This window comes from Caulobacter sp. FW305-C-30-S16, assembly GCF_058783025.1.
On the sequence record NZ_JBYSYH010000002.1, the window covers coordinates 13855 to 25829 of the forward strand.

Sequence of the window (11975 nt, forward strand, 5' to 3'; positions counted from 1 at the left end):
TACCAGGAGATGATGCTGTGACCAAACCCGAAAGCCTGGGCTTCTCGTCCGAACGTCTGGCCCGGATCGCGCCGTTCCTGACGGAGCGCTACATCGACACGGGCAAGCTGCCGTGCGCGCAGGTGCAGGTCTGGCGGCGCGGAAAACTGGCCTACGACACGGTGCTGGGCCAGGCCGATCGCGAGCGGGGCAAGCCGCTGTCGGCGGACTCGCTGTTCCGCATCTACTCGATGACCAAGCCGGTCACCTCGGTCGCCTTCATGATGCTGGTCGAGGAGGGCAAGGTCGCGCTCGACGAGCCGGTGGCGAAATACGTTCCGGAATGGTCGAACCTCGGCGTGTTCGCCGCGGGCACCGACGCGGGCTGGGCGACCACGCCGCCGAGCCGGCCGATGATGATCATCGACCTGCTGCGCCACACCAGCGGCCTCACCTACGGCTTCCAGATGCAGGGCAACATCGACGCCGCCTACCGCAAGCTGAAGGTGGCCGAGGACCTGCGGTTCGGGACCCTCGACGAGTTCATCGCCAAGCTGGCGACGATCCCGCTGCAGTTCTCGCCGGGCGACGCCTGGAACTACTCGGTCAGCACCGACGTGCTGGGCTACCTCGTGGGCAAGATCAGCGGCGTGCCGTTCGAGCAGTTCCTGCAGGACCGCATCTTCGGCCCGCTGGGGATGGCCGACACCAGCTTCACCGTGCCGGCCGAAAAGGCCGCACGGCTGACGGCCTGCTACGCGGCCGGGGTGCTGGGGTCCAAGGCGGTCAAGCCGGGCGCGCCGGCGCTGCAGGACGACCCGACCACCAGCCCCTACCTGCGCGAGACCGGCTTCCACTCCGGCGGCGGCGGGCTGGTCAGCACCGCCGACGACTACATGAGGTTCGCCCGCATGCTGCTGAACGGCGGCGAGCTGGACGGCCAGCGGCTGCTGGGCCCCAAGACGATCCAGCTGATGGCGTCCAACCATCTGCCCGGCGGCAAGGACCTGACCCAGATGTCGAAGTCGCTGTTCAGCGAGGCGACCTATGCCGGCGTCGGCTTCGGCCTTGGCTTCGGCGTGACCGTCGATCCCGCCGCGACCATGCTGGCAGGCAGCAAGGGCGACTTCTTCTGGGGCGGCGCGGCCAGCACCTTCTTCTGGGTCGATCCGGTCGAGGACCTGGCCGTGGTGTTCCTGACCCAGCTGCTGCCCTCGTCGGCGTATCCGGTCCGACGAGAGCTTCGCACGCTGGTCTACGCGGCCCTTACGGAGACGGGTTCGTAGCCCCGTCTTCGGCGGCCTGGGCGCGGGCCTCGATATCCCTCACGGTCGCCTCGTGGCTTTCCCTGGTGATGTTGTAGGCCTGCAGGATGATCACCGAGAGCAGGTAGAGCCCGCCGACGACCGGCATGTAGACCATCAGCAGCTTGGCGATGATCTCCGGCGGCACCTCGGACGGCTTTGAGCCGACCGGGAAGGCGACGACCGACAGGATCCAGCCGGCGACCATCACGCCCACGCCGCTGACCGCCTTCTGGATCAGGCTGGTGAAGGCGAAGAACAGGCCCTCCGACCGGCGGCCGGTGCGCTGCTCGCTGTACTCGACCACGTCGGTCAGCATGGCGGTGATCAGGATCGAGGCGGTGATGCCGAACACGCCGCGCACCAGGCCGTCGAGGAACAGCCAGGGCACGATGACCGGGATCTGCGTCCCGCCGATCATGTCGCCGTTGTCGGGGAAGACCCCCAGCAGCCGCAGGACCAGCGGCAGGAAGCCGATGAACACGCTGAACAGCAGCAGCAGGCCGCCGGCCTTCTTCTTGCCGGAGCGTTTGGTCAGCATCGGCGCCGCCGCCAGGGCCGCGGCCGAGGCGAAATAGGCGTCGATCTGCAGCACGCCGGTCCAGAAGGGCGTCAGCTCCCAGACATAGGTCGAGATGTAGAAGGCCAGCGAGAAGCCCACGCCGGTGGCGACGGAGGCGACCAGGCCGACGGCGGTGATGGTCAGGAAGGGGCGGATGTTGAGGGTCTGGAACACCTCCTTGCCGACGGCCAGCAGGGGGCGCTTCTCGCGTACGGGCGCTTGCGGCATCCAGGGGATGAACCGGTGCGTGCCGGCCGCCGAGATCAGGATCGACAGGAACATCAGCACCGCGCCGATGTAGCCATACTCGACGTAGGCGGCGGGGTTCAGCTGGCCGACCGGATACTCCGGCGTCGCCTTCATCAGGAACCAGAACATCGCGATGGTGAGGGTCAGGCCACCCCACCAGCCGAAGAAATAGCGCCAGCCGACGATCTTCGACCGCTCGGTGTAGTCGTTGGTCAGCTCGGCGGACATGGCCGAAGAGGGGATCTCGTAGAGGGTGATGAAGGTCCGCACGATCACGGCGACCACCACCAGGTACCAGAACAGGTGCGCCTGCTCCCAGTGGAACGGCGGGTTCCACAGCAGCAGGAACGACAGCGCCACCGGCAGGGCCGAGGCGTACATGAACGGGTGCCGCCGGCCCCACCGGGATTTGAAGTTGTCGCTGATGTGGCCGATGACCGGGTCGATCAGGCAGTCGATCAGCATGGCGGTCATCACCGCTGAGGCGACGAGCGCCGCCGGCAGGCCGACCACCTGGTTGTAGAACAGCAGCAGGAAGACGCGGAACCCGTTGTCCTTGATGCCGTAGGCGATAGATCCGAAGCCGTAGATCGCCCGGACCGCCACGCCCACCTTGGGCCTTGGGCCCTCGCCGGCGACGTGCGTCCCCATACCCCCGCCTGACGGCGACACGATCCCGGTCATCCATTCGTCTCCCTGATGGCCGCGGTCTTGGCGCCGCTGAGCGGATTCGAAATTGGGGTATGGCCGCGGGGGGAGTCAATCGGGGCGAGGGGTGTGGCGGGAGATTTGGGCGCAATCCGCTCCCGCGAGAGAGAGGAAGGTGGGAGATGACGCCGCCGCTCCCGCATGCTCTCCTCGCCGCATGCCGACGCCGGAGCTTCTCCAGACCTGGATCCTGCCGGCCCTGCTGGGGCTGGGGCTGGCCGCCGCCACGGGACTGCGGACCTTTTTGCCGCTGCTGCTGGTCAGCGCGGCGGCGCGGTTCGATGTGTTCGGGCTCGATCTGCATGAGAAGGTCGCCTGGCTGGAGGGCACGCCCGCGCTGATCGCCCTGGCCGCGGCGACGGTGATCGAACTGGTCGCCGACAAGGTGCCGATCCTCGACCATGGCCTGAGCCTGCTGGGCACGGTCACCCGGCCGGCGGCGGGGATCCTCGCGGCGGGGTCGGTGTTCGTCGGGGTCGACCCGGCGGTCGCGGCCATCGCCGGGCTGATCATCGGCCTGCCCACGGCGCTCGCCTTCCACACCGCCCAGACAGGCACGCGGCTGGCCAGCACCGCGACCACCGGGGGCCTCGCCAACCCGATCGTCTCGGTGGTCGAGGACGCGCTGGCCGTCGCCATGGTGATCATCGCCCTGGCCGCCCCGATCCTCGTGCCGCTGGGACTGATCCTGCTGCTGGCGGCCATCTGGCGGATGGTCCGCGCGGCGCGGGCGCGGCGGGCGGCGACGTAGGCGTTTCGGACGGAGCAAGCGATGAGCTTTCAGGCCTACCTCGACAACATCCAGGCGAAGACCGGCAAGACCCCGGCCGACTTCAGGGCGATGGCCGCCGACAAGGACTTCGCCGACGCCGCCGGCCTGCGCCCCGGCGTCAAGGCCGGCCAGATCGTCCAATGGCTCAAGGACGACTTCGACCTTGGGCACGGCCACGCCATGGCGATCGTGGCGCTGCTGAAGGGGAAGACGGGGTAGGGGGCTGTTCTCCTTCTCCCCTTGCGGGAGAAGGTGGCCGCGTAGCGGCCGGATGAGGGGTCTTCCCCGGCCGGTCAGTGGTGTGGGACAGCGGCGCCGGTCATCGACCCCTCATCCGACCCTGCTCCGCAGGGCCACCTTCTCCCGCAAGGGGAGAAGGGATCGCGCCCTTGATCTCATGCAGGCCAGCGTGCCGGACGGTCCAGGTTGGTCAAGGGCAGGCCCTGCGGGCCTGTCGCTCCGCGACGCGCAGCGCCCTTGAGCAACCTGGTCCGCCCGGCGATCATCTCGGCATGAGATTAAGGGGTGGGTTGGTGAGGAAAGTATGCACCTACCGCTTCCGTAACTATAAGTAGACTAACTGAGTTGGGAAAGGCGCACGCATGGCAGACGAACCTCTTAGCCGCTGGGACGAATTTCCGCAGATCACTCGAATTTGGAAGACTAAACGTGCGCGCTTCGCAGCTTCCGATCGTTTGCGCAGAAAGGCCGAGGCAGGGTCGTTCGCAATTGCTCTAATGTCACTGTATGTAGTGGCGCTATCGATAGCACCAAAGTTTCTTGGTGATCTGTGGGAGGGCGCGAAAACAGACTCCTTCGGACTTATAAGCGCGCTAGCATCCATCTTTATACTGATACTCTCAGTCCGGGACAATGCGCGGGAGAATTACGTTAGGTCCCACTATATGCATGACAATGCGCGGCAGATTAATCAGATCTACCAAGATTATGATGGCGCAATTATCCAGCACGGGCTTGGCGGAGCGGAGCCCGACCATGAGTCATTCCGTTGCCGATACCAAGAAATGGTGGACAAGTGCCCCTTTAATCATGATCCGATCGACCATGATCGCGTTCTAATCGAAGCTAAACCAGAGACGTGTAGCCGATGGTGGGCGCTTCTTTTTCATGATTTCAGGGTGTTGGGGGATATATATTTAATTCCGGCGGTTCTGATTTTGGTTCCGATAGCACTTACCGCCGCTTCAGTGATCTATTTGCCCACAGTCAAAGTTGGCTAAAACCAACTGTATTCAAGTCGATCAACAGTGAGGCAAACTAGATTGTCGAACTCGGATCATAGGCGCTAACCGAAGAGTCCACCGGTGCCCGTACCTGTTTTTCGGTCGTCGCGCGCCCTTTCGGCAGACACCCGAGCCCAGGTTACATAGACATTCCGAACGCGAGCATCGAGCACTTCATAGGGCAGGAGATCAGCTTCGCTATGAAACTCAACGCGAATACCTCGCGTCATTCCGGTACTCGGAAATTGGATGATTGCCAGGCGGGCGGTCGCTAGATCTGGATGTCGTTCGCGGATCCAGAGATGCTGCATTGAATAGACGATCTTTCGGACCGACTGATTAGAGATGCCGTGTTCTCGACGGTGATCAAAGTAGGGAACGAGGAGCCCATTGCCATCCTCTATTACCACGTCACTCCAGTAGCGAACCGTCTCTCCAATCCCGATCGGAAGACGGCCCATCGGGAATTTCGCCGCTGTCCAGCCGTATTCCCCAGCGGCATCAAACAGGACCTTGCCCACCAAAACGTTCGCCGATGCTTGGATTTCGCCACGCTTCGAGGCCGCTCTGATCTGAGTTTCAATCTTCCGCCACGGGAGAGGCGCGAGAGCTCCCAACAGCGGGGTTTCCGCGCCCAGAATGTCTGAAGTCGACCCGCGAACAGGATCATATGACCACGCGCCCCCGCCGGCATTATAGCCACGCAATGCCTGTTCCAGCATCGGCTGGTCAGTCAACGCTGCAAGCCTAGCGAGGTCAATTTCCGATAAGCGGCGTGTCTTCATTGGGCTCCCCGGAGCGCGCTTGCGCGCCGACCGACACCTTTTGGTGCTTGAAACATTCCAAGGTCACAGTGTCGGAGATTCTCAGGCCGAGCGCAACGGATGTTTTCGCTTTGTTCACAACGGTCGCCCAGGGCCCTTTTGGCGCGTGGGTTATGTCCACAAGTCGTCCAGGGCTCAGGTGTCCGTAGGACCTCAAGACATCGCGCAGCTGTTGGCGAACCTCTAGGTCATCGGGCAGCTCAATGGCTTGGGTGGATCCCGTCATGACGTTTCTAGCGACAGCCCGGACCTGGATCGCCCTTCCAGCTTCGCCCTTAAACGCCTGATAGACGGCCGGATGCACCGGCCCATAGGTCCACGCCTCAAAAGCTCCTTGCACGAGCGGTGTGCCGGTTCTGATGAGAAAATGACCGTGAGCGAAATACAGCAATTTCTGGAGGGCGAGATTGCTGATTGGGATCGGCCCGCCATCCTCATTGGCGGCCAAGTCCAGCAGGAGATTGGCCACGGCACGTGGATCGTATGGTGGCTTACTCATGGTCCATTCACCCCTGTCGGCGGGGTAGGCTGATTGCAGCCAAGCCGCAAGCGACAGAACCTCTCCAGCAGGTCCTAGATTTCAACAAGTTCAGCCTCTTGCCGATTCCCGGACCCATAAAATCGAAGCGAACAAAAACAGAACATAGTGTGATTGTCGAGCTGAGAATGCGCCCCCCGCCCCCTACAACCGCCCCTTCCGAAACCGCTCCTGCGCCTCCGCCCGCGCCGCCTTCCGCTCGCGCATCGGCGCGGCCTTGTCCGCCGTCTCGCCCGGCGCGGTCATCAGGTCGTTGGCAAACTCCAGGTCCATCATCTTCAGGCGCTTGATCTCGTCGCGCAGTCTCGCCGCGGTCTCGAACTCCAGGTTGCCGGCCGCCTCGCGCATCTTCGTTTCCAGGTCGCGTAGCGTCGCCTGGAAGTTGCTGCCCAGGAACGGCCGGGCGTCCTCGGCCACGCCGACGTCGACGTTGACGCGGTCTCCGCGCTCATACGGCGAGGCGAGGATGTCCTTGATGCGGCTCTTGATGCTCTCGGGCGTGATGCCCTGCCGCAGGTTCCAGGCGTGCTGCTTCTCGCGGCGGCGGCTGGTCTCGCCCATCGCGCGTTCCATGCTGCCGGTGATGCGGTCGGCGTAGAGGATCACCTTGCCGTCAACGTTGCGGGCGGCGCGGCCGATGGTCTGGATCAGGGAGGTTTCCGAGCGGAGGAAGCCCTCCTTGTCGGCGTCGAGGATCGCGACCAGGCCGCACTCGGGGATGTCGAGGCCTTCCCGGAGGAGGTTGATGCCGACCAGGATGTCGAAGGCGCCCAGGCGCAGGTCGCGGATGATCTCGATGCGCTCGAGCGTGTCCACGTCGCTGTGCATGTAGCGCACGCGCAGGCCCTGCTCGTGCATGTATTCGGTGAGGTCCTCGGCCATCTTTTTCGTGAGGACCGTGACCAGGGTGCGGTAGCCCTTCGCCGCGCAGTCGCGGGCCTCGGCGATGACGTCGTCGACCTGGCTGGCGCCGTCCTTGTTGACCGGGCGGACCTCGACCGGCGGGTCGATCAGGCCGGTCGGGCGGATGACCTGTTCGGCGAAGACGCCGCCGGCCTTGTCCATCTCCCACGGACCGGGGGTGGCGCTGACGTGGACCGTCTGCGGCCGCATCGCCTCCCACTCCTCGAACTTGAGCGGGCGGTTGTCGAGCGCGCTGGGCAGGCGGAAGCCGTACTCGGCCAGGGTCCATTTGCGGCGGTAGTCGCCGCGGTACATGGCGCCGATCTGCGGCACCGTCTGGTGGCTCTCGTCGGTGAACAAGAGGGCGTTGTCGGGGATGTATTCGAAGAAGGTCGGCGGCGGCTCGCCCGGCCGACGGCCGGTGAGGTAGCGGCTGTAGTTCTCGATGCCGGCGCAGCTGCCGGTGGTCTCGATCATCTCGATGTCGAAGCGGGTGCGCTGTTCGAGGCGCTGGGCCTCCAGCAGCTTGCCGTTGGCGATCATCCAGTCGAGGCGCTCCTTGAGCTCGGCCTTGACGTGGGTGATCGCCTGGTTGAGCGTCGGGCGCGGCGTCACGTAGTGGCTGTTGGCGTAGATCTTCACGCTGGGCAGGTCGGCGGTCTTTTTGCCGGTCAGCGGGTCGAACTCCTGGATCGTCTCGATCTCGTCGCCGAACAGGCCGATGCGCCAGGCGCGGTCCTCGTAGTGGGCGGGGAAGATCTCGATCGTGTCGCCGCGCTTGCGGAACGTGCCGCGCTCGAAGCTGGCGTCGTTGCGCTTGTACTGCTGGGCGACCAGGTCGGCGACCAGCTGGCGGTCGTCGAGCTTCTGGCCGACCGCCAGCTCGAAGGTCATGGCCGTGTAGGTCTCGACCGAGCCGATGCCGTAAATGCAGCTGACCGAGGCGACGATGATCACGTCGTCCCGCTCCAGCACCGCGCGGGTGGCGGCGTGGCGCATGCGGTCGATCTGCTCGTTGCGGCTGGAGTCCTTCTCGATGAAGGTATCCGTGCGCGGGACGTAGGCCTCCGGCTGGTAGTAGTCGTAGTAGCTGACGAAATACTCGACCGCGTTGTCCGGAAAGTAGCTCTTGAACTCGCTGTAGAGCTGGGCCGCGAGGGTCTTGTTCGGGGCGAGGATCAGGGCCGGACGCTGGGTCGCGGCGATGATGCTGGCCATGGTGAAGGTCTTGCCCGAGCCGGTGACGCCCAGCAGCACCTGGTCGTGCTCGCGCTCGTTGATGCCGGCGACGAGGTCGGCGATGGCCGTCGGCTGGTCGCCGGCGGGGCTGTACTCGCTGACCAGGTTGAACCGGCGGCCGCCCTCGGACTTGGCCGGACGCTGCGGCCGGTGCGGCGCCCACATCGGCGGCGTGGCGGCGTTGGCCAGATCATGGATGAAGGCGGCGGAGACGTCCTCGACGCCTGCCGGACTCTGCGGGGAACGGGCCATGAACGGGAAGGTAGGGCGGCGGGGGCGGCATGGCTAGGGGCGGCTGCTGACAGGGGGGTGTCAGCAGAATGTCACCTGTCCTCTCCGCGAAGCGGGGAGGATCAGCGGCCCAGCAGCGCCTTCACCGCCGCGTCCAGTTGCGCGTCCTTGCCGGTCCAGGTTTCGCCGAGCGGGCGGGCGACGTCGATGTCGACGGGGCGGGGGTTGCCCTCCATGTTCTGGCCGCGCAGGTCCTCGACGCGGATGAACGGCAGGCGCACCGAGGAGCCGTCGATCAGGCCGCGCGAGCCGGTGTAGATGATCCAGCCGGCCGTCGGCTTGCCGACCACCTTGCCCAGCCCGAGCGAGCGGTAGCCCTCGGTGAAGTCCTCGGCGTCGGACAGCGAGCTCTCGTTGATCACCAGCACCGTCGGCAGGCCGAGGGCCCGCTGGCCGAGGTTCTGGCGGCTGGGCACCGGGAAGCGGTCGCGGGCCGTCATCATCAGGTAGTTGCGGCGGGTGAAGACATCGAGCGCGTGGCCGTTGACGTAGCCGCCGTTGTTGTTGCGCAGGTCGATGACCACGCCCTCGCGGCTCTGGTTCTGGGCGTCGAGGTCGATGTAGAGCTGCTCCAGCGAGGCGTCGCCCATGTCGGCGATGTGGACGTAGCCGAGCTTGCCGCCGCTGACGCGTTCGACATAGGCGCGGCGGTCGGCGACCCACTGGCGGTAGATCAGGCCCGACGCGACGCCGACCGAGACGGGGCGCACCACGGCCTCGCGGGTCTTCGACGGATCGCCGGCCGCGCCGATGGTCAGAACCACCCGCTTGCCGGTCTGGCCGCGCAGGACGCGGTCGAGACTGACGCCCGCGGCGAGCGTCTCGCCGTTGACGGCGACCAGGGTCTCGCCCGGCTTGATGCTGCCTTCGATCGAGGCCGGGCCGAGGGTGATGACCTCCTTGATCAGCAGGCCCTTGCCGGCCTCGTAGGCCTCGCGGTCGAACCGCAGGCCGAGGTCGCCGACCCGGCCCGGCGCCGTGCTGGTGTCGGGGCCGCGCATGCCCGTGTGGGACGCGTTCAGCTCGCCGATCATCAGGTTGAGGATGCGGCGGAGTTCGTCTCCCGTGCGGGCGCCGGCGATGTAGGGGGCGAAGGTCGCCCGCAGCGCCTTCCAGTCGGCGCCGTGGAACTTCGGATCATAGAAGCCGCGGTCGAGGATGCCCCAGACCTGGTCGAAGACGACGGTCTTCTCGGCGTCGAAATCGACCTCCATCTCGGCGGTGACCGGCAGGGCCTTGGGCTTGGGGCTCTCGACCGGCGTCGAGATGACCGCCCCGTCGTCGAGATAGAAGATCGACTTCGAGTCGGGGGTGAACACCGCCGCGCCCTTGGACTTGCGGCTGGAGGTCAGCTGGACCGCAACCGGCGGCTCCTTGGCCAGTTCGTCGAGGTTCCAGGTGTAGTAGTTGACCGCCCCGGCCTGGAAGCCGGGGAACAGCAGGGTCTTGCCGTCCGGGCTGATGATCGGCCCGCCGACGTCCATGCCCAGCGGCAGGAACGAGGCGCGCTCACGGATGCCCTCGAAGACGATCTTCACCGGCGGAACCGGCTTGGTCGCAGGCTTGGCCGGCGCTGCGGCGGCCTTGCCGGGCTTGGCCGCGGCCGGGGCCGGTGAGGGCGCGGGCTCCTCGGCCGGCGGGGTGTCGGAGGCCGGCGGCGTCGGTTCAGGGCTGCTCGGGGTCGGGCGGAACAGTTCGCGGAACGCGTCCTCGCGGTACTTCGGCGTGTTCGGCAGCAGGTCGATGCGCAGGATCCGCGCTTCCTCGCTGCGCTGGCTGGTGTCGGTGAGGATGTAGGTCCCGTCCGGCGACCAGGCGATGCGACCGCCCGTCTGGCCGTTGGCGAGGAAGCTGATCGGCCGGGCCTGACCGCCGGCCGCGGGGATCACATGGATGTTGTCGAACGCCTTGCGGTCGGTGACCGTGAAGGCCAGCCAGCGGCTGTCGGGCGACCAGACCGGCGTGCCGTCCTCGAAGCCGCCCAGCGCGCCGGTGTAGATCGCCACGTCCTTCACGACCGCGCCGTCGCCGGACAGGGTGATGACGTGCAACTCCTGGCCGCCGCGGACATAGGCGATCATCTTGCCGTCCGGCGAATACGCCGGAACCGTGTTGCGGGCGGTCCCGGTCGTCAGGGCCCGCTGGGCGCCGGTCGCGAAATCGTACTGATAGAGGTTGGCCGACTGGCCGCGCTCGGAGACGTAGAGCAGGCGTTTGGAGTCCCGCGACCAGACCGGATCGCGCTCAAGGCCCACCGTGCGCGTGACCCGCTGGGCAACGCCGCCGTCCTTGGCCGTGGTGGCGAACAGTTCGCCGTGAGCGACCACGGCGATCTTCTTGCCGTCCGGCGACAGGACCATGTCGTTGAAGTCGCTCAGGGTCAGGCGGGTCTCGCCGGACGCGGCGGGGGCGCCCTGCAGCGTGACCGGCACCTGGGTCGTCTTGCCCGTGGCCGTGTCCAGCGACCAGATCGCGAAGCCGCGCTCGAAGACGATGGTCTTGCCGTCATAGCCGACCGTCGGCCACAGCAGCCGGCCGTCGGTGAAGCGGGTCACCTGCTCGGGCTTGCCGCCGAGCGTCAGCTTCCAGAGGTTTTCGGCGCCGCCTTCGTCGCTCATGTACCAGAGCGCGCCGCCGTCCGGACGCCACATCGGCCAGGCATGGCGGGCGCCCGACGGGAGCAGCTGCTGGTAGGGCGCGCCGGCCGCGATCGGCTTCAGCCAAAGCTCGGTCTGGTCGATATGGCTGCTGCCGTGACGCCACCACTGGCCGTTGCTGATCCCCTTGGCCATCAGGGCGATGGACTTGCCGTCCGGCGAGGGGGCGCTCTGGAATTCGTTGAGGTAGCGCTCGTTGCTGACCTCCAGCGGCACGCCGCCGGCGGCGCTGACGCGGAAGATGTCGCCCTGCCGCTGGACGTCGTTCACGCCCGAGGTGAAGTAGATCCACTTGCCGTCCCGCGACCAGCCGTCGAGCGCCTCGTTGGCGTCGGCATAGGTCAGCCGGGTGATCTTCCCGGTCGCCAGGGTGAGGACGTAGAGATTGGCAGCCCCGCTGCGGGTCGAGACGAAGGCCAGCCGTGATCCGTCCGGCGAGTAGAGCGGGCGGGATTCCGTCGCCCGGTCGGTGACCAGCAGGCGGGCCTGGCCGCCCTTGCTCGGCACGGTCCAGATGTCGCCGCCCGAGGCGAAGGCGATCTCGGAGCCGTCCGGCGACAGCGCGGGCTCGGCCAGCGAGGGCAGCGGCGCCACCGGCTCATTCGCCCCGGCCAGGGTCCAGGCGCCGCCGAGCAGAACAGCGGCCAGCAGGGCCAGAGCGGCCTTGATCCGGATGTGCATGGACTTCCCCCCGGCCGCCGCGGC

At 66.4% G+C, this 11975-nt stretch carries 9 protein-coding genes; 4 read left to right on the forward strand and 5 right to left on the reverse strand.

The features are described 5' to 3' along the window. Window positions 1–17: 17 nt before the first annotated feature. Window positions 18–1265 carry a serine hydrolase domain-containing protein gene (locus AC3WJT_RS07035; RefSeq protein ID WP_492342391.1) on the forward strand — a complete coding sequence of 416 codons (1248 nt, stop codon included), beginning with the start codon at window positions 18–20 and terminating at the stop codon, window positions 1263–1265. Here AC3WJT_RS07035 and AC3WJT_RS07040 read toward each other — a convergent pair. Then, the gene (locus tag AC3WJT_RS07040; RefSeq protein ID WP_492342392.1) at window positions 1246–2778 is read right to left on the reverse strand and encodes an MFS transporter; all 1533 of its coding nucleotides are present in this window, start codon (window positions 2776–2778) and stop codon (window positions 1246–1248) included. The two genes, AC3WJT_RS07035 and AC3WJT_RS07040, sit on opposite strands and share 20 nt — an antisense overlap. 139 nt (window positions 2779–2917) lie before the next feature. Between AC3WJT_RS07040 and AC3WJT_RS07045 the strand changes: the two genes are divergently transcribed. The 3 genes from AC3WJT_RS07045 (at window position 2918) to AC3WJT_RS07055 (ending at window position 4815) form a co-directional block, all read left to right on the forward strand. Then, window positions 2918–3553 (forward strand): DUF4126 domain-containing protein, encoded by a 636-nt coding sequence (locus AC3WJT_RS07045; protein ID WP_492342393.1) that lies wholly within the window; start codon window positions 2918–2920, stop codon window positions 3551–3553. Window positions 3554–3574: 21 nt separating this feature from the next. Then, entirely contained in the window at window positions 3575–3793 is a 219-nt protein-coding gene (locus AC3WJT_RS07050; RefSeq protein WP_492342394.1) for a DUF4287 domain-containing protein, read from the forward strand. A gap of 383 nt (window positions 3794–4176) precedes the next feature. After that, the gene (locus tag AC3WJT_RS07055; protein WP_492342395.1) at window positions 4177–4815 is read left to right on the forward strand and encodes an SLATT domain-containing protein; all 639 of its coding nucleotides are present in this window, start codon (window positions 4177–4179) and stop codon (window positions 4813–4815) included. Between the two features lie 65 nt (window positions 4816–4880). On the opposite strand, the gene socB is transcribed toward AC3WJT_RS07055, so the two are convergent. From socB to AC3WJT_RS07075, 4 genes are all read right to left on the reverse strand, one after another. Continuing rightward, window positions 4881–5603: a type VI toxin-antitoxin system SocB family DNA replication inhibitor toxin gene (gene socB, locus AC3WJT_RS07060; RefSeq protein ID WP_492342396.1), complete on the reverse strand. Its 723-nt coding sequence runs from the start codon at window positions 5601–5603 to the stop codon at window positions 4881–4883. Next, window positions 5575–6111 carry a type VI toxin-antitoxin system SocA family antitoxin gene (socA, locus tag AC3WJT_RS07065; RefSeq protein WP_492342397.1) on the reverse strand — a complete coding sequence of 179 codons (537 nt, stop codon included), beginning with the start codon at window positions 6109–6111 and terminating at the stop codon, window positions 5575–5577. Before socA ends, socB begins: the two co-directional genes overlap by 29 nt. Before the next feature lie 213 nt (window positions 6112–6324). After that, window positions 6325–8574: an excinuclease ABC subunit UvrB gene (gene uvrB / locus AC3WJT_RS07070; protein WP_492342398.1), complete on the reverse strand. Its 2250-nt coding sequence runs from the start codon at window positions 8572–8574 to the stop codon at window positions 6325–6327. Window positions 8575–8675: 101 nt separating this feature from the next. Next, entirely contained in the window at window positions 8676–11951 is a 3276-nt protein-coding gene (locus tag AC3WJT_RS07075) for a S41 family peptidase (protein ID WP_492342399.1), read from the reverse strand. Between the last annotated feature and the right edge of the window lie 24 nt (window positions 11952–11975).